General features: G+C 72.9%; 16 protein-coding genes and 1 tRNA gene. 5 read left to right on the forward strand and 12 right to left on the reverse strand.

What is annotated here, in order from left to right:
• Positions 1-122: 122 nt before the first annotated feature.
• The 6 genes from CRP52_RS09045 to CRP52_RS09070 all read right to left on the reverse strand — a co-directional run bounded on the left by CRP52_RS09045 (position 123) and on the right by CRP52_RS09070 (position 8836).
• Positions 123-1388 (reverse strand): RNA polymerase sigma factor, encoded by a 1266-nt coding sequence (locus CRP52_RS09045; RefSeq protein WP_097239949.1) that lies wholly within the window; start codon positions 1386-1388, stop codon positions 123-125.
• A 2-nt stretch (positions 1389-1390) separates the two neighbouring features.
• On the reverse strand, positions 1391-1768 hold the full coding sequence (locus CRP52_RS09050; RefSeq protein WP_097235928.1) for a YciI family protein: 378 nt from the start codon (positions 1766-1768) through the stop codon (positions 1391-1393).
• 154 nt (positions 1769-1922) lie between these two features.
• Positions 1923-5717, reverse strand: coding sequence for a tetratricopeptide repeat protein (locus tag CRP52_RS09055; protein WP_097235929.1), 3795 nt, complete (start codon positions 5715-5717; stop codon positions 1923-1925).
• Between the two features lie 9 nt (positions 5718-5726).
• Positions 5727-6812 carry an RNA ligase family protein gene (locus CRP52_RS09060; RefSeq protein ID WP_179852732.1) on the reverse strand — a complete coding sequence of 362 codons (1086 nt, stop codon included), beginning with the start codon at positions 6810-6812 and terminating at the stop codon, positions 5727-5729.
• Positions 6813-6876: 64 nt separating this feature from the next.
• A complete protein-coding gene (gene aroA / locus CRP52_RS09065) occupies positions 6877-8124 on the reverse strand; it encodes a 3-phosphoshikimate 1-carboxyvinyltransferase (protein WP_097235931.1) in 1248 nt (415 codons plus the stop codon).
• Between the two features lie 127 nt (positions 8125-8251).
• Complete coding sequence (locus CRP52_RS09070) at positions 8252-8836, reverse strand: TetR/AcrR family transcriptional regulator (RefSeq protein ID WP_097235932.1); 585 nt, start codon at positions 8834-8836, stop codon at positions 8252-8254.
• Positions 8837-9008: 172 nt separating this feature from the next.
• On the opposite strand from CRP52_RS09070, the gene CRP52_RS09075 reads away from it, so the two are divergent.
• A complete protein-coding gene (locus tag CRP52_RS09075; protein WP_257032376.1) occupies positions 9009-10421 on the forward strand; it encodes an amidase in 1413 nt (470 codons plus the stop codon).
• A gap of 26 nt (positions 10422-10447) precedes the next feature.
• Here the strand turns inward: CRP52_RS09075 and CRP52_RS09080 are convergent, their stop codons facing one another.
• Together CRP52_RS09080 and CRP52_RS09085 are read right to left on the reverse strand one after the other, a co-directional pair.
• A complete protein-coding gene (locus CRP52_RS09080; RefSeq protein WP_097235934.1) occupies positions 10448-11164 on the reverse strand; it encodes a response regulator transcription factor in 717 nt (238 codons plus the stop codon).
• The gene (locus tag CRP52_RS09085; RefSeq protein ID WP_097235935.1) at positions 11122-12333 is read right to left on the reverse strand and encodes a sensor histidine kinase; all 1212 of its coding nucleotides are present in this window, start codon (positions 12331-12333) and stop codon (positions 11122-11124) included. Before CRP52_RS09085 ends, CRP52_RS09080 begins: the two co-directional genes overlap by 43 nt.
• 354 nt (positions 12334-12687) lie before the next feature.
• Here CRP52_RS09085 and CRP52_RS38885 point away from each other — a divergent pair, with 354 nt between their 5' ends.
• Positions 12688-12861 (forward strand): hypothetical protein, encoded by a 174-nt coding sequence (locus CRP52_RS38885; RefSeq protein ID WP_218893082.1) that lies wholly within the window; start codon positions 12688-12690, stop codon positions 12859-12861.
• 262 nt (positions 12862-13123) lie between these two features.
• Here CRP52_RS38885 and CRP52_RS09095 read toward each other — a convergent pair.
• The 3 genes from CRP52_RS09095 to CRP52_RS09105 form a co-directional block, all read right to left on the reverse strand.
• Positions 13124-13207: transfer RNA gene (locus tag CRP52_RS09095), tRNA-Leu, on the reverse strand.
• A 75-nt stretch (positions 13208-13282) separates the two neighbouring features.
• A complete protein-coding gene (locus CRP52_RS39365; protein WP_306458911.1) occupies positions 13283-13426 on the reverse strand; it encodes a DUF397 domain-containing protein in 144 nt (47 codons plus the stop codon).
• Positions 13383-14327 (reverse strand): helix-turn-helix domain-containing protein, encoded by a 945-nt coding sequence (locus tag CRP52_RS09105; RefSeq protein ID WP_306458847.1) that lies wholly within the window; start codon positions 14325-14327, stop codon positions 13383-13385. The genes CRP52_RS39365 and CRP52_RS09105 overlap by 44 nt, the downstream gene beginning before the upstream one ends.
• A 160-nt stretch (positions 14328-14487) precedes the next feature.
• On the opposite strand from CRP52_RS09105, the gene CRP52_RS09110 reads away from it, so the two are divergent.
• Both CRP52_RS09110 and CRP52_RS09115 read left to right on the forward strand, forming a co-directional pair.
• Positions 14488-14925: an ATP-binding protein gene (locus tag CRP52_RS09110; RefSeq protein WP_097235937.1), complete on the forward strand. Its 438-nt coding sequence runs from the start codon at positions 14488-14490 to the stop codon at positions 14923-14925.
• Positions 14926-14939: 14 nt separating this feature from the next.
• Positions 14940-15500, forward strand: coding sequence for a hypothetical protein (locus CRP52_RS09115; protein WP_097235938.1), 561 nt, complete (start codon positions 14940-14942; stop codon positions 15498-15500).
• Between the two features lie 45 nt (positions 15501-15545).
• Here the strand turns inward: CRP52_RS09115 and CRP52_RS38125 are convergent, their stop codons facing one another.
• Entirely contained in the window at positions 15546-15707 is a 162-nt protein-coding gene (locus CRP52_RS38125; protein WP_179852733.1) for a hypothetical protein, read from the reverse strand.
• 513 nt (positions 15708-16220) lie between these two features.
• Between CRP52_RS38125 and CRP52_RS09125 the strand changes: the two genes are divergently transcribed.
• On the forward strand, positions 16221-17804 hold the full coding sequence (locus CRP52_RS09125; RefSeq protein ID WP_306458848.1) for an AMP-binding protein: 1584 nt from the start codon (positions 16221-16223) through the stop codon (positions 17802-17804).
• The last annotated feature ends 33 nt before the right edge of the window (positions 17805-17837 follow it).

Here is a 17837-nt window from a genome sequence, read left to right on the forward strand (position 1 = left end):
TTATTAGACGGACAGTACAATAAGAGCGGGTCGCCGAGAACCCCCTGCGCACGCCGAGAACCCCCTGCGCAGCAGCGAACCAGCGTGCGGCCCGGCGGCGCACGCCCCCGTCCCCGTACGGCTCACGCCCCCGGGCCCGCCGCTCCGACCCGCAGCGCTCTGGCGGTCAGGTGGCGTCGCTCCGGTCCGCTGGAGGTACGGGCGGCGGCCTCCCGGTAGGCACGCGCGGCCGCCGCCGGGTCGGTGCCGAGCCGGTCGAGGAGGTGGGCGCGGACGGCGAGCAGGCGGTGGTGCCGGGCCAGGCGCCGGTCGGCGGCGAGTTCGTCGAGCAGGCCGAGCCCGGCCGCCGGCCCGTGGACCATCGCCACGGCGACGGCCCGGTTGAGGGCGACCACCGGGTTGGCGTCGAATCGCAGCAACAGGTCGTACAGCACCAGGATCTGCGGCCAGTCGGTGGCATCGGCCGTCGCCGCCTCACTGTGCACGGCGGCGATCGCCGCCTGCACCTGGTACGGCCCGGCCTGCCCACGCGACAGCGCCGCCTCGATCAACTCAAGCCCCTCAGCGAGGAGTTCGCGATCCCACCGGCCGCGGTCCTGCTCCTCCAGCGGCACCACCTCCCCGTACGGTCCGGTGCGGGCCGCCCGGCGGGCCTCGGTGAGGAGCATCAGCGCGAGCAGTCCCGCCGTCTCGGCGTCACCCGGAGTCAGGCGCAGCAGCAGCCGGGCCAGCCGGACCCCCTCGACGGCCAGCCGCGGCACCGTCAACTCCTCGCCGCCACTGGCCGTGTAGCCCTCGTTGAAGACCAGGTAGAGCACGTGCCTGACCTCACCCAGCCGGGCGACGGCGCTCTCCCCTTCGGGCAGCCCGAACCCGCCGCCCGCCGCCTTCAGCGTCTGCTTGGCCCGGCTGATCCGCTGCGCCATGGTCACCTCGGGCACCAGGAACGCAGCCGCGATCTGCGCGGTGGTCAGGCCGCCGACCGCCCGCAGGGTCAGCGCGATCCGGCTCGGCACGGAAAGCGCCGGGTGGCAGCAGAGGAACAGGAGCGCGAGCGAGTCGTCCGCCGCCGGATCCGGCACGTCGGCGGCCGGAGCGACCAGCGCCGACTGCGGCGTCGCCAGCACCGACGACTCCTCCCGCCGGCGCCGCGCCGACTCGCTGCGCACCTGGTCCACCCACCGGCGGTCCGCGACGGTCACCAGCCACCCGCGCGGGCTGGTCGGCACGCCCTCCTCCGGCCACTGCAACGCGGCGGCCAACAGCGCCTCCTGCACCGCGTCCTCGCACGCGTCGAACGCCGCCGCGCCGTGCCGCCGCACCAGCACCCCGAGGACCTGCGGCGCCAGTTCGCGCAGCAGGTCCTCGGGGGCAGCGCCGCCCGTCAGGCTCACTCGCCCGCCGGGAGGTCGTTCACCGGCGACTCGTGCAGGATCGGCCACAGCTCCACCGGCTCCAGGTCCGCGAACGGCATGTCGGCGGCGATCTGCTGGGCCCGCTCCAGGCCCTCGCAGTCCAGCAGGTAGAAGCTGGCCAGGTACTCCTTGGTCTCCAGGTACGGCCCGTCGGTCACCACCGGCACACCGGCCACCCGCCGCACCAGCTGCGCGGCGGCCGCGTCCGCCAGCCCGTACGCGCCGACGAGCTCGCCGGTGCCGCGGTACTTGGCGGTGAACGCCTCGACCTTGGCGATCGCCTCCGGCCACGCCTCGGCGGGGAAGGAGGCCCACTTGGCCTGGTTGCCGTAGATCATCGCGACGTACTTCATCTCGGGTGTCCTTCCGGTTCACGCGCCCCTCCGGCGCGCGGTCACCTCCCGGTCGGAGCCGCCGAACGGGACCTCGACATCGGTCGGGAATTTTCTCCGAGAAGTTCTCCGCGCCCTGGAACATCCCGAAGAGGCCTCCCGAAGGCGCCGACGATCAAGGTGCGTCAGGCGCCCTCAGCACCCGCAGCGCAGCGTCGGCCCGCGGCCCGACCGGCGCCTCCACCCGGGTCAGCGCCTCCACGTAGGCGCGGACGTCGACCAGCACGAGACGGCCCTGGGGCACGGAAAGGAACGCGCGGGCCAACGCATCCGGCGGAGCGCTGCCGACGACCAGACCGTGCAGCAGCGCGGCCGCCGCCACTTCGAGTTCCTTCCCGGCCCCTGCCGCCGCCGCATAGTCGTTCCAGGCCGCGAGGGACGCCTCCCGCCCGCCCTCCAGCAGCGCCAGCATCGCCGTGTCCAGCAGGACGTCCGAGTCGTCCGGGTCCGGCTGCGCCGCCCGGCGAAGGGCCTCCCGGGCCTCCTGAAAACGACCGGCCTGCAGGAAGATCATGACCAGGAAGGATCCGACCTCCGGATCGTCGGAGTTCCGGGAGAGAGCTGCCGAAGCGTCCGCCACCGCCTCGGCCTCACGGCCGGCCAGTTGGTGAGTGCACGCCCGCAGGACGAGCGCCCACACGTGCTCGGGCTCCAGCTCCAGCACCGCCGTCAGATCGGCCGTCGCCTCCTCGAACCGGCCGGCCCTGCGATGGACGTCCCCGCGCTGGAGGAGTGCCGACACGTACCCGGGGTCCAGTTCCAGCGCCGCCGACAGATCGGCCAACGCCTCCTCCAACCGGCCGGCGCTGCGATGGAACTCCCCGCGCCGGACCAGTGCCCACCCGTACCCGGGATCCACCGCCAGAGCCGCCGACAGATCGGCCACCGCCTCCTCCAACCGACCCACCTGCTGGTGCGCCAGGCTGCGCTCACCGAGTGTCCACGCGCTCGCAGGGTCCAGCTGCAGCGCCGCCGACAGATCGGCCAACGCCTCCTCCAGCCGACCGGCCAGACGATGGGCTCCGCCGCGCCGGGCCAGTGCCCACCCGTACGCGGGGTCCAGTGCGAGCGCCGCCGACAGGTCGGCCACCGCCTCCTCCGGCCGACCCTCCAGACGGTGGAGTTCACCACGCTCGGCCAGCGCCCACTCGTTCGCGGGGTCCAGCTGCAGCGCCGCCGACAGATCGGCCAACGCCTCCTCCGGTCGGCCCGCGAGGCGATGGACCAGCCCTCGCTGGGCCAGCGCCGTCACATAGGCGGGGTCCAGCTCCAGGGCCGCCGTCAGATCGGCCGCCGCCTCCTCCAGCCGGCCTGCCAGACAGTGGAGTTCACCACGCTGAACGAGTGCCCACGCATAGTCGGGGCTCAGCTCCAGGGCCGCCGTGAAGTCGGCCAGCGCCTCCTCCGGCCGACCGGCCTCCTGGTGCAGCTGACCACGCTCACCGAGTGCCCACACGTACCCGGGGTCCAGTTCGAGCGCCGCCGTGACGTCGGCCAACGCCTCCTCGAACCGGCCTGCCAGACGGTGGAGTTCACCACGGCGGGCCAACGCGACGTCGTCCGCCGGGTTCGCTTCCAGGGCCGCCGTGAGGTCGGCCATCGCCTCCTCCCGCCGACCCGCCACCCGATGGCTGTTGCCGCGCTGTGCCAGCGCCCATCCGTCCGTGGCGCCCAGCTCGATGACCGCCGTGAAGTCCGCCACCGCCTCCTCCAACCGACCGGCCGCGTGGTGGGCCAGCCCTCGGGATCCGAGAGCCGACTCGTCCTCACCGTCCAGCTCGATGGCCGCGGTGAGATCGACTATCGCGGCGTCCAGCCGACCGGCCTGCCGATGGGCCTCTCCGCGGCGGCTCAGCGCCCATCCGGCCTCCGGGATCGTCTCCAGGGCGGTCGTGAAGTCGGCCACCGCCTCCTCCAGCCGACCGGCCTCGCGATGGGCCTCACCACGAACGATGAGCGCCCAGTTCAGGTCGGGGTCCAGCGCGAGGCCCGCCGTGACGTCCGCCATCGCTTCGTCGGGCCGCCCCGCATCCAGGTGGATCACGCCGCGGAAACACAACGCCCACGCGTACTCGGGGTCGAGTGCGAGGGCGGCGTCGAGGTCGGCCATGGCCGCCTGCTCGTCGCCGCGCTCGACGTGGGCGCGGCTGCGGTACGCGCGTGCATCGGGGAGCCCGGGCATGAGCGCGATGGCGCGGTCGAGGTCGGCGATGGCCTCCGGAGTACGGTCCGACATGGAGTGGTAGTCCCCGCGCTCGGCGAGCGCCCAGGCCCGTACGTGCGGCGGCAGGCCCGGAGCGCACAGGACGGTGAGGACCGCCGTCTCCGGCTGCTCCTCGGCGGCTGCCGTGCGCAGCTTCCCCGCCCACCGGGTCAGCTCCGGGTGGTCGCCGTCCTGTGCCGCCTGCCGCAGCATGTCGAGCCACGCGGGCAGGTCCGCGCGGGCCACTCCGGTGATCCGCGCGACGTGCTCCAGGGCCTGCGCCAGGTTGGCGGCCGGGTCGGCGCAGAGCAGGTGGTAGGTCTCGTTCAGCGTCGCACGGCGCCACTGCTCGTCCGTGCGCCGCTTCCGTTCCGGCAGCCGCCGCTCCAGGGCCTCCCGGGCCGCCGTGAAGTGCTCCGCCAGCCGGGTGTGCGCCGCCGACCAGGCCGTGGGCGAGTGCATCCGCTGACGGCGCAGCATGCTCGCCCGGACCACGGCGTGGTACTGCCGGTAGGAGCCCCGGCCGGAGACGAAGGGCTGGTCCAGCAGCCAGTCCCAGGCGTCGGCGGCCGCGCCCGGGACGGCGCAGGCGAACAGGTCGTGGTTGAGCTGGAGGGGCAGCGCCGCGGCGAGCACCGTCTCGCGGCGGTCCGGTTCGGGGATCCACTGCAGGAAGCGTTCGACCGCGTGGTCGGTGAGGTCGGCATCGGCGTCTGCGACGTCGTCCACGGCCTGGAGGCCGGTCTGGGCGAGCAAGGCGACCAGCAGGGGCAGCCGCATCGACAGGCCCAGGACGGCCTCGACCACCTCGGGGTCGGTGACGCCCCGGACGGCGAGGAGTTCGCGGGTCTCCTGTTCGGTGAAGACGTCGAGGGGGACGTCCACGACTTCCGAGCGCAGGGTGCCCCAGTCGCGTTCGCTGAGTTCGTCCCGTCCGGCCAGGACGATCACGACGTCGAGCGGGACCTCGCCGTAGGCGCCGTCGATGAATTCGCGCAGCCAGGCGTCCAGGTGGCGGCCGGTCAGTTCCCAGGTATCCAGAAAGATGACCACCCACTGGTTGTCGCGGGCGCCGCACAGCTTCTCCAGTTCGGCGACGAACGCACGGCTGAGCGCCTCCTCCTCGCTGTCGTTGCCCCGCCGGCGCTGCCGCAGGCCGGCGATGAGGCGGTCCGTGCCGAGGGCGACGTTCTCGGGGTTGGCCACCGCGGCCACCACGCCCGCACCGGGCAGCATGGAGGCGGCGCCGAACGCCGCCTGGGTGATCATCCGGGCCGGCAGCGAGGCCGTCTCGCCGCCGGTGGGCGGGGCCGGTGCCCGGTCGGCGGCGGCCTGCAGGGATCGCCGGTGCTGGTCGAGGGCCCGGTCGAACTCCTTCAACGGGCCGGCTTGGTCGGCGAGTTGGCGGGCGATGGCGCTCAGCGCGGACTCGACTCCGTGGACGTCGTTCTCGTCCACCACCGCCGTCAACGCCCCGGCCCGCCGGGCCGCTTCGCGCCATTCGGCGATCAGCGTCGACTTGCCGACGCCGCCGACGCCGCGGACGTGGAACAGGAAGTCGGCCGGGTCGTCGGTGGCCTCCGAGTCGGGGTTCCGGCGTAAGTTCTCCGCGAACAGCGCCAACTGGGCGCGCCGACCGACGAATTGGGCACCCGCCCGGCGCCGGAGCGCTTCCGCGCGCGACAGCCGCTTCCTTGCCTGAGCCATTCCGCTCCCTCACCGTCGGGGGTTGCGCCGGTCCTCCGCGTCGAAGGACGCGAGTGCCCGCGCCCCGGGTTCCAGTGCCCGCCGCAGGGCCGTGCGGACGGATTCCTCCAACCCGCCCAGGGCGTCCCCGAGTTCGTCCGCCACGTCCTGGGCGATCTCGCTCACTACGGCCTCCGCGCCCGTACCCGGCCCCAGTTTGCTGACCGCGGCCGCCGCCCGCGCGGGGGTGAGCAGCGCCGAGGCCTGGACCAGCAGCCAGGCCGGGACTCCGGCCGCCCCCTCGGGCGGAGGGAGGTACGGGCGGGCGCCGTCGTAGCGCTCGTCCTCGGCGAAGGCCTGCTGCTTGACCTTCACCAGCGGGCGCGCCACCACCTCTGCCACGCCCGCCTCCCGCCACTCCCCGGCGGGCTTGAGGACATAGCCCTCCGCGAGGTTGTCCGCGAGTTCGGGCAGGCCGAACAGGGCCGGCACCCGGCTCGGGTACCGCACCGGCAGGTCGTGCAGCGTGTTCAGCGCACCCCGGCCCAGCAGCGGGACGCAGGCGAGCCCAGCGGCGCCCGCCGCCTCGCGCAGCGCACGGTCGGCGATCCACCACCGGCCGTCGGCCGTCTCCACGGTGGCGTCGAAGGGCAGCCAGTGCAGCCCCGGGGCGTACCAGACGCCGGTCTGCACCGGATCGACCCCGGCGAGGGCGGGCACCCCGGGGTGCGGGTAGCGTCCGCCGGCCAGCTCACCGTAGACCGTCACCACCGCCGAGGGGCCCCACGTCCCCCGCAGCACGTCCGCGAACCGGGCGGCGGCGACGGCGAGTTGCGGCCAGATCCGGCTCACCCCGAAGAAGCCGTCCAGCCCTTCGTCGTCCAGCAGTTCACGCCGCTTGGCGGCCCGCACCGACGCGCCGCCCTCGCAGACCACCGCGAAGTGCGCGCCGTGCACCTTCTCCGCCGCTATCCACTCCCGGCTGCCGGGCCCCCCGGAGCGGCCGCGCGCGGGGATCTTGGGGTAGGGCCTCAGCGCCTTCGCCGGCCCTGTCGTCAGCCCTGTCGTCAGCCCTGCCGTCAGCCCCGCCGTCGGCTCCGTCGTCGTCTCGGACACGCACAGGATCCTCGCCGCCGGAGCAGGCCCCTGGCAACAGGGAATCCCGGCCTGTGCCCCGCCGTCAGAGCTCCCACTCCGCGCGCAGCCGCGCGAACGCCTCGTGGAACCCCGGGAACGTCTTCCGCACGCACCCCGGGTCGTCGAAGGTGATCCCGGAGGTGCGCAGCGAGGTGACGGCGAAGGACATCACGATCCGGTGGTCGGAGTGCGTGGCGATCTCGGCCGGGCGCGGCGTACCGGGCCGGATCTCGATCCAGTCGTCCCCGGTCGCCACCGCGATGCCCAGCGCGCGCAGGTTGGCGGCGCAGGCCTCCAGCCGGTCGCACTCCTTGACCCGGGTGTTGTGGACGTCCTCGATCCGTACCGGCCCGGTCGCGAAGGGCGCGATCGCCGCGAGGGTGGGCATGGTGTCGGAGATGTCGCGCATGTTGACGGTGAGCCCGGACAGCGAGCCGGAGCCGGCGACCGTCGTACGGTCACTGCCGACGTCCACGCGGGCGCCCATCCGGCGCAGCACCTCGACGAAGCGCAGGTCACCCTGGAGGGCGTTCCGCCCGAGGCCGGGGACGGTGACCTCCCGGCCGGTGACGGCGGCCGCGGCGAAGAAGTAGCTCGCGGTGGAGGCGTCCGGCTCGATCGCGTGGTCGGCGGCCCGGTAGCCGCCGGGCGGGACGTCGAACACCTCGCCGGCCGGCGTCCGTTCCCGCTTCACCTCCACCCCGAAGTCCCGCATCATCGCGAGGGTGATGCCGACGTAGGGGGCCGAGACGAGCCGGGTGACGGTGATCCGCAGCCCGTCCCGGGTGAGCGGGCCGAGCAGCAGCAGCGCGGTCAGGTACTGCGAGGACTCCCCCGCGTCCAGGGTGAGTTCGCCGCCCCGGACGCCGTCGGCGCGGACCGTCAGCGGGTGGTGCCCCTCGGCCTCCTCGTGCCGCAGGTCCACGCCGAGTTCGCGCAGCGCCCGGGTCAGCGGGGCGACCGGGCGGCGGCGCATCTGGGCCGAGGCGTCGAAGCGGTAGCTGCCGTGGCCGGCGGCGGCGAGGGTGGGCAGGAAGCGGGCGGTGGTGGCGCCGTCCCGGCAGTAGACGTCGGCGGTCTTGACGGCGGGACCGGTGGGACGGCCGGTGACGTGCCAGCGGTCCGCCGCGCGGTCGACCCGGTACCCGAGCGTGTCCAGCCCCTGTACGAACCCCTCGGTGTCGTCGGAGGCGAGGGGGCGGTGCAGGGTGGTCACGCCGTCGGCGGCGGCGGCCAGGAACAGCGCCCGGGCGGTGACGGACTTGGACCCGGGGATCTCGACGACGGTCACGGCAGGCTCTCCCGATTCAGGTGTGTCCAGCGGCGTCGGCCCCGATCCTGCCCGATCCGGCTGCCGCTGCGGTCGACCATCCACGGACCGGACGGCGACGGCTCCGCGAACGGGAGCCTGCCGGGGTTCAGCAGCGCGCCCAGAGCCCGGCCAGGTACGTGTGCAGGACCTCCTCCGCCTCCTCCGCCGTCCGGTGCCCGATCAGCACGTGCGCGGTGAGCCCGTCGGCGAGGGCGAGCAGCGTCCGCGCCTCCGCAGCCGGGTCCAGCGCTTCACCGGCCGCCTCCCCGACCAGCCGCGCCATCAGCTCCTCCAGCTCCGCGTAGCTGCTGCGCAACGTCTGCGCCAGGATCGGGGTGACGGCGGCCCCGGCGACGAAGGCGAGCCAGATCCTGGCCTCGGCCCGGTGTTCCTCGCGCAGCAGCGCCACTTCCCCGGCCACCAGCCCGAGTCGGGTGGCGGCGGACTGCGCGGGCCCGGCGGACAGCCGGCTGCGCACCCGCGCGGTGACGCGTTCGCCGATGTGCGCGAGGGCGAACAGCAGCATCTCCTCCTTGGTGCGGAAGCAGCGCTGGACGGCGCCCATGGAGACCTCGGCGCGGGTGGCGACGTCCCGCAGGGTGACGGCCGCCAGCCCGTGTTCGTCCACGAGCAGGCAGACGGCTTCGGCGATCTGCCGGCGCCGGCCGTCGTGGTCCACCTGCTTCGGCATGCCCGACCTCCTCGTCCGCTGTGGCGCGATGTCCGCTGTGGCGCAATGCCCGCTGTGGCGCGATGCCCGCCTTATTCGATGCAAGCGTATCGGTTCCCCGCTATGGTTCTGTCCCCAGTTCCGATGCACCCGCATCGGAACGGAACCACGACGACCCGAGGAGACCCGCCCCGTGCCCCTGTGGAGCAAACCCGCCATCGAACTCGCCACCGCCGTCCGCAGCGGCGAGGTCTCCGCCCTCGACGTGGTCGACAGCCACCTCGCCCGCATCGCCGAGGTCAACCCCCACCTCAACGCCGTCACCCAGCTCCTCGCCGACCGCGCCCGCGCCGACGCCCGGGACACCGACCGCCGCCGGGCCGCCGGCAAGGAACTGGGCCCGCTCGCGGGCGTGCCCTTCACCGTCAAGGAGTGCACCCCCGTCGAGGGCGTGCCCACCACCTTCGGCACCCCGCACTTCCGCGACCACACCGCCCGCGCCGACGCCATCCCGGTGGCCCGGCTGCGCGCCGCCGGGGCGATCCCGGTCGGCCACAGCAACATGCCGACCCTGATCCTGGCCGGGATGCACACCCGCAGCGAGCTGTACGGCGACACCCGCAACCCGTGGGACGCGGGCCGCACCCCCGGCGGCACCAGCGGCGGGGACGGCGTCGCGGTCGCCGCCGGCCTGGCCCCGCTCGGGCTCGGCAACGACTCCGGCGGCTCGCTCCGGATCCCGGCGGCCTTCTGCGGCGTCGCCGCCCTCAAGCCCACCACCGGCCGCTTCCCCGCCGACCAGCGCCTCCTCGGCCCGGACGACCCCGGCCCGGCCTCCCAAGTCCTGGTCACCGACGGCCCGTTGGCCCGCACCGTCGCCGACCTCCGGCTCGCCTACGAGACGCTGGCCGGTCCCGACCCCCGCGACCCGCGCTCCGTCCCCGCCCCGCTGTACGGCGAACCGCTCAACGGCCCGCCGAAGGTCGCCGTCGTCACCGACCCGGGCGGCCACGGCGTCCACCCCACCGTCCGCCGGGCCGTCGCCCGCGCCGCTGACGCGCTGCGCGACGCCGGCTACGACGTGCGGGAGGTCCCCGACGTCCCACGGCTGGACGAAGCCCTCGACACCTACCACCGCCTCACCAACACCGAGTTCGCCCCGAACTGGCCCGCCGTACGGCAGCTGCTGGGCCCGGGCGGCGACCGCTTCATCGGCTTCACGATGCGCACCGCCCCGCCCGCCGACGCCGCCGGGCTGCTCCGGCTCCTGGGCACCTGGATGAACATCCGCCGCTCCTGGACGGAGTTCCTGCACGCGTACCCGCTGCTGCTGGGCCCGGTCTTCACCGAGCCACCGGTCGAACCCGGCCTGGAGTCGCGGGACCAGGCGGGCCGCGACCGCGTCGCGTCGGGCATGCGGCTCTGCTCGGTGACCAGCTTCGTCGGCGTCCCGGCCGTCGCCGTCCCCACCGGGCTCGCCGAGGACGGGCTGCCCACCGGCGTGCAGCTCATCGGCCGGGCGTTCCGCGAGGACCTGTGCCTGGCCGCCGCCCAGGCCGTCGAGGACCGGCTCGGCGTGCTCACCCCGATCGACCCGCGGACCTGACCCACGCGGCCGAAGCCGGGGGACGGTCAGGCGCCCTGCAGGCCCGGCACGACCAGCCCGGACTCGTACGCGATCACCACCGCGTGCGTCCGGTTCTGCGCGTCCAGCTTGGTCAGCACGTTCCCGACGTGCGTCTTCACCGTCTCCAGGCTCACCGCCAGCGACTGTGCGATCTCCGGGTTGGACAGCCCGGTCGCCATCAGCCGCAGCACGCTCTCCTCCCGCCCGGTCAGCGCCGCCCGGGGCAGCGCCTCGGCGGAGTTCAGCGGGCGGGCCGCCACCATCCGGCGCAGCGCGGCCGGGAAGAGGATCGCCTCCCCGGCCGCCGCTACCCGCACCGCCTCGGCGATCTGCGGGACCGGCAGGCGCTTGAGCACGAAACCGCTGGCGCCGGCACCGAGCGCGGCGGTGACGTAGTCGTCGTTCTCGAAGGTGGTGATCACCACGACCTTCGGCGGCTCCGCCGTCGCGTCGGCGAGCAGTTCGCGGGTCGCGTCGATGCCGTTGCGGCGTGGCATGCGGACGTCCATCAGCACCACGTCCGGCCGCAGCAGCCGCACCTGCTCCACAACGGCGACGCCGTCGGCGGCCTGCCCGACCACCTCGATGCCCGGTTGGGCGTTCAGCAGGGTGCTCAGCCCGCTGCGGGTCACCGGGTCGTCGTCGGCGATCAGGACGGTGACGAGGGCTTCTGCGCTGCTCACGCCGCCAACCGTATCGGCAGCCGGACGGCCAGCCGCCATTCGTCCGTACCGTGCCGACCGGCCTCGAACTCGCCGTGCAGCAGGCGGACCCGCTCGGCGAGCCCGGGCAGGCCGTGGCCGGAGGTGGGGAAGCCGCTCGGCCCGCTCTTGATCCCGTTCAGCACGCTCAGTTCCAACCACTCCCCCGCGACCGCCACCCGCAGCCGGATCGGCCCGCCCGCGCCGTGCCGCAGCGCGTTCGTCAGGCCCTCCTGCACGATCCGGTACGCGGCGCGGGACAGCGTGCCGTGCACCCGGGCGGGGTCACCGACGGTCTCGGGCACCACGACCGCGCCCGCGTGCCGCAGCCGGTCGAGGAGTTCGGGAAGGTCGGCGAGGGTACGGGTCGGCGCCGTGCCCGCCTGCTCCGCGCGCAGCACGCCCAGCACGTAGTCCAGGTCCTCCAGAGCGGCCCGGGTCGACTCCTCGATGCTGCGCATGGCGGCCCGGGCAGCCACCGGATCGGCGGACAGCACCTCTCCCGCCACGGCAGCCTGGATGGTGGCGGCGGTCAGGGTGTGCCCGATCGAGTCGTGCAACTCGTGCGCCAGCCGGTTGCGTTCGGCCAGTGCCCGCTCCCGCTCGGCCGCCATCGCCAGCCGCTCGGCGGAGGAGGGCCCGAGCAGGCGCGGCGCCAGCCACCGCAGCGCGGCGGAGACGGCCGCGAACAGTACGGCCGCCAGCAGGAGGCAGAGGATTGCGGTGGCCCAACTCCAGCCGCCCGTCAGGTCCGTGGACCAGCCGAACAGACTCACCCGCGCCTCGCCGTCGGCGTATCCGCCGGGCAGCGCCACCCCCATGACCAGCAGCGTGCTCCCGCCGAACAGCAGCACCCAGCCCAGCAGCACGTGCAGGACGAAGAAGACCGGAGTCCGCCACCGCTCCCCCGAGGCCCCCGCCGCCGGGTCCGCCACCGCCACCCGCAACAACCGCCGCGCCGCCCGCACCAAAACCCGTCGCGTGGCCCCGGCCAGCCCGACAAGCCCGATCAGCACCACCCAGAGCGCCAACGACAGGGCGGCGGAGAGCACATACGGCTTCGCCGACATCCCCGCAGCAGGAACCAGCGCGACGAGCGCCAACGGCAGCCCCGCCACCGCCCCGACCAGCGCGAACAGCACACCTGTGTACGTGGAGCCGCGCAACAGCGGCCGAATCACCTTGATCATGGTCGCCAGTATCGTCGGGGCTCCCGGCACCGACCTCCCCCGATCGAGGGAGGAGAGGGAACACTCGACGGCCCGGCCCGAGTGGAGCGAAGCGTCGGCCGCAGGACGGCGCCTTGATCTATCTGGAGCAGCGGCGGGAGGAGGTCCGCCGGGGCATGGTCGAGTCGATGAAGGTCCTGGATGGTTCGCTCACCTCCAGCGTCGCCATGCTGACCGGCCCGGCAGCGCTATAACGCCACACACGACCGGCCTGTCGCCACCGACACGCACAGCGATCATCTGCTGCCCGGCCCCGACGACCGCGACCGCTACCAGCTGGAGGCAGCGACCCGTTTCGCCCTGCGACTGAGCGGGGTGATCACCGACGTGGTGCGCGGCTCGCTGCGAGATGGCCACGAGCACGCCGTCGACTTGGCAGGGTTCCCCGAGTCCGCGCTGCCCGAGCGCGAGCTGCTGCCTGCCGAACAGGTCTGGTCCGACCTCATGGACCCCAAGGCGGCCGCGCGGCTCTTGGATGAAGAGACCTGACGGCCCGCAACTGGCGCCTCGTCCGTCCTGCGTTGCCGTCGCGGTTGCCGTCAAAGAGGCCGCCTCGGCCATACGTGCGACCTGTGATTCCAAAGAATGCGCGGGTAGGCGCCGATGTGACGAGATAGTCGAGGCGACCGCCGACGGTAGTACGCCCCCTACAGCCCACCCAGTACGGCGTCCATCCCGCCCCCTCGCATGTGGAAGGTGTCGCGCGAAACAAAACGGCCGGTCGATCCGAAGATCGACCGGCCGTTCGCTGTGCGCGAGGGGGGAGTTGAACCCCCACGCCCTTTCGGGCACTGGAACCTGAATCCAGCGCGTCTGCCTATTCCGCCACCCGCGCATCTGGGTGATGGGTTAACTATAGACCATCTGGAGAGGTGCTGATGACCACCCCCGGACGACCCCCTGGGGGTGCTCAGCCCTCGATCGGGAGGCGGCCGGTCCGAACGGCGTCGATGAAGGCGTCCCAGGAGGAGGCGGGGAAGACGAGCACCGGGCCGTGGGGGTCCTTGGAGTCACGTACGGGGACGAGGCCGGGGAATCCGGGGGCTACCTCGATGCAGTTGCCGCCGTTGTTGCCGCTGTAGCTGCTCTTCCGCCAGGCGGCTGCGGCGAGCTCGTTGCTCATCATCCCTGAAACCCTCCAGCGCCTCGACAATCAGCCGAAGCGAGTCGCTCTCCGACAGGCATTCGCCACGTACCTGATCATAGCGACGCTGATGCTTGGCCACGGTGGCCGAGGCATCGCTGAGGTGGCCCCGATCAAGGCTCTCCGAATAGACGAAGCGCTGCCCGTCCGGCAGTTCAAGCAACACCATAGAGGTGTTGATGCGGGTCCGCCGAGCCGAAAACGGCGCCACGTGAATGATGACGTTCCGAAGCTGAGCCACCTGCAGAAGGTGTTCCATCTGCCGCCTCATCACACCAGGGCCGCCCACAACGGTGCGGATGGTGCTCTCGTCGAGGATGACGAGCAACAACGGCCCATCTGGCTCCAGGAACCGGCTCTGCCGACTGAGTCGAACCTTGGTCAGCTCCTCGATCTCCTCGGCGTTACCTGCCGCATCACCGGTGGCGAATAGCTCACGTGCGTACCGCTCACACTGCAACAGACCGGGCATCACGTCGCCCTGGTACACCCGAGCCCCAATGGAGATGGCCTCGACATCGACGTACTCCTGGAACCAGTCCGGGTGCTCGACCTGCGCATCCCAGTCAACCCGCAGGTACAGCCGCATCAGCAGGTCGCCGGTGTCCAACAGGCGCTCGATCGCCTCGATTTCCTCGACCGACGGCTTCCGCTTGCCGCTCTCGATCCGCGAGATCACCGTCCGGTCGCAATGGAGGATCTTGGCGATGTCCTCCTGGCGGTAGCCCGCCCGCTCGCGCGCGTACTTGAGCTCGGCGCCGAACATGATCGCGGAACTGGCCGTCGGTGCCTTGATCTTCCGCTGTGTCATCGCTGCCCCCGTTTGTGCATCACACGTCCCGCACACCGATTTGGGCGTCACCGTACCTCCGCAGCCCCGATGATTGACACCAGAACGCAATCATCTGCATGCATAGCGTGATTGCGCGCGCCCTTCGCGCTCCCCCAACCGCCCCCAGAGGTACTTCGCCATGCTCGCAACCCACCACCCCCGCACGTTCGCCGCCAGGCTCGAATCCCGTACCGAATCCACGCCCCTCGCGCGGTACCTGCTCCGGGCCTACCTCACCGCCCTCCCGGCCGGCGACCGCTACCGCGATGTCGCCGAACTCCTGCTCGGCGAGCTGTTCGCCAACGCCGTCCAGCACAGCAACGCCCCCGACGACTGCCTCATCGAGGTCCGCTTCGCGATGGCCAACTCCCGCCTGCGGCTGGAGGTCCACGACGCCGGCAGCGGACGCCCCTCCGTCCGGTCCGCCGCGCCCGACGACGAGCACGGGCGCGGCCTGTTCCTCGTCAACGAGCTCGCCGAACGCTGGGGCTGCTGCCCGCGTGCCGGCGGCATCGGCAAGTTCATCTGGGCTCTCGTCCCGCCCAGCCGCCCCACCGCCACTGCCCACGCCGCCTGAAAGCCCGACTCCTGATGCACCTCGCCACCCTCGCCCGCCACGCGCTCTCCCGCGGCCACACCCCCGCCAGTACCTACGCCCTCCTCGCCCGCCGCACCCGCGCACCCCTGCGCTGCGCCCGCGCCGTCTGCACCGCCCTCGGCATCCCCGCCGCCGAGATGGACCGCCGTCTCGACGACTGTTACGACGCTCTGCTCGCCACCCCCCGCCCCGGCTCCGAGGCCGACACCGGCGAACTCCTCGAAGCCCTCGGCGTCTTCGACGTCCCCAAACCCCTCACCCCCACCGAACTCGCCGTCATCGACCTCTTCCTGACCGCCGTCGACGCCATGGGCGGCATCCGCCCCGGCCACCAGCACGGCCTCCACCGCTGGTTCACCACCGGAAACCTCACCACCGCCTACCTCTCCCTCACCGCCGCCCGCCCCATGCCCCGCACCGGCAACCCCACCCTCTACTGGACCACCCTCATCCAGGCCGGCGAACTCCTCACCACCACCCCCAACCCCGACACCCGCCTCACATACGCCCTCCACCGCTGCCGCACCCACGCCACCCAAACGGCCAGCCCGTAAGCGCAGGAAGTCGACCAGGTCGACTTCCTGCGCAACTCACCCGGTTCATCCAGCCGGCCCCGCACGTAGGGCTTCGCTGTCATCGAGGACCGACGGAGCCAGGGGCAGGTCCGGGACGAGGCCGAAGTCGCCGTCGGGCCCCAGGCGTTCGACCAGTTCCGCCCGCCACCGCCGCGCCCAGTCGGGGTTCATCACGTGGAGCAGCATCGCGCGACGCTTCCACATGGCCGCCGTGCCCTTCTCCCCGACCAGGCCTCATCTGCTCACCCACGTGTGGGCGAGCCCTGCGACTGGCTCCTCGAACGCCCAGTACAGCAGCTCATCAGGATCACGGGTCGTCCGATGGAGGCAGATTCTTCCCCGGTCCGCAGCGAGGAAGTGCAGCACGCCGTCCGGGCCGACCTCCAGGAACTCGCCGTCGCGGTATTCGAAGCTGGGCACCGACCAGCCCGTCAGTCCGATGACCGCGCTGAGCCGCGTGATCTCCGCCTTCAGGCGCGCTTCTCCAACCGGCGGACCTTGACCTGGTTCATCGCCCCCACCCCTATCCCCGTCGGCCCATGTGGCAGCCCAGCCTAGCCAATTTTCGTCACACTGACGAAAACTCATAAACCAGCGGGCTGGGCGCCACGGACCTCGCCCTCCTCCCCCGGAAGCATTCTGACCGGCCGGGCTCCCAACTCCCCGATGGGGCACGAAGGATCGGGTTAGTCTGCGACCATGGTTACCACCCACCAAGAAGAAGTGGCCATGACCGACGCGGAGTTCGTCAGCGCCCCCGCCCTGATCCTCCGCTCCCTCTTCGCCGACCCCGACCGGCGGGCCATCACCACCGCCGACGGCGTCGTGATCACCGCCGGGGAGTTCGCCGCCGCCACGTACCGCCTCGCCCACGAGTTGATCGCCCGGGGCGCGACCCGGGGCACCACCGTGACCCTGCTGACGGGCAACACCGCCGAGGCGCTGAGCGCCCGGTACGCCGCCTGGCTCGCCGGTGCACGGATCGTGAACCTGTACGACGGCATGAGCGCGCCGATCCTCGCCGAGATCGCCGCCAGCGTCGACACCACCATCCTGCTCGTGGACGCCGAACGGTTCGCCGGGGCAGCCGAGTTGGTCCCGTTGCTCGACGGGCCGACCGTCCTCGCCCTGGGCCCCGGCCCGGAGACCGTCGGTGCCGAGCCCATCGGCGAGGACGTGATCGCCGCCTCCGCCGACCGGCCCGCCGAGCCGCCGGCCGTCCGGATCGGCCCCGATGACGACCTGACCATCCGCCACACGGGCGGCACCACCGGCATCCCGAAGGGCGTCCGCGGCCTGCACGGCGCCTACCGGGGCGCCTTCGACGTCCCGTACGGCGGCGGGCCCGACGGCGTCCCGCCCCGCCTGCTCGCCGCGACCCCGCTGGCCCACCTCGCCGGGGTCCTCGCCGACCTGGTGCTGTACAGCGGCGGCTCGGTGGTCCTCCAGCGCTCCTTCGACCCCGGCGAGGTGCTGGCCGCGGTCGAGCGCGAGCGCATCACCGACCTGTGGGTACTGCCGCCGCTGCTCTACCGACTGCTCGACCACCCGGCGCTCGGCCGTACCGACCTGTCCAGCGTGCGCCGGGTCGCGTACGGGGGCTGCGCGGCCTCGCCGAGCCGGGTGCGGGAGGCGATCAAGGTGTTCGGGCCGGTGCTGGTGAGCGGCTACGGGCAGTCCGAGGCGCAGAACATCGCCATGCTGTTGCCGCACGAGCACGACCGGATCGGCCACGGCGGCCAACTCTCCGTCGGCAGGCCCCTCCCGGGCGTGGAGGTGATGATCCGCTCCACCGACGGCACCGACCTGCCGACCGGCGAACAGGGCGAGATCCACGTCCGCTCGGCCACCGTGATGGCCGGCTACTGGAAGCGGCCCGACCTCACCGCCGAGGTGCTGCACGACGGTTGGCTGAACACCGGCGACATCGGCTACCTCGATGCCGACGGCTACCTCTACCTGACCGACCGCCTCAAGGACAAGATCATCGTCGTCGGGGGGCACGTCTACCCGAGCGAGGTGGAGGACCTGCTCCTCACCCACCCCGCGGTCGCCCGGTGCGCGGTCTACGGGGTGCGCGACGCCGAGCAGGCCGAACACGTCCACGTCGCCGTCGTCCCCGCCCCGGGGCAGCGGCCCGAACTGGAGGAGCTGCGCGCCTTCGTCACCGCGCACAAGGGCCGGATGTACGCCCCGGAGGTGCTGCGCATCGTCCCGGAGATCCCCCTGACGCCGGTGGGCAAGCCGGACAAGAAGCTGCTGCGGGACGCCCCCGCGGACTGACGGCGGCCCGGCGTCACCCGGGCGCGGAGGAAC

The sequence above is a fragment of the Streptomyces sp. 1331.2 genome (assembly GCF_900199205.1).
Classification (GTDB): Bacteria; Actinomycetota; Actinomycetes; order Streptomycetales; family Streptomycetaceae; genus Kitasatospora.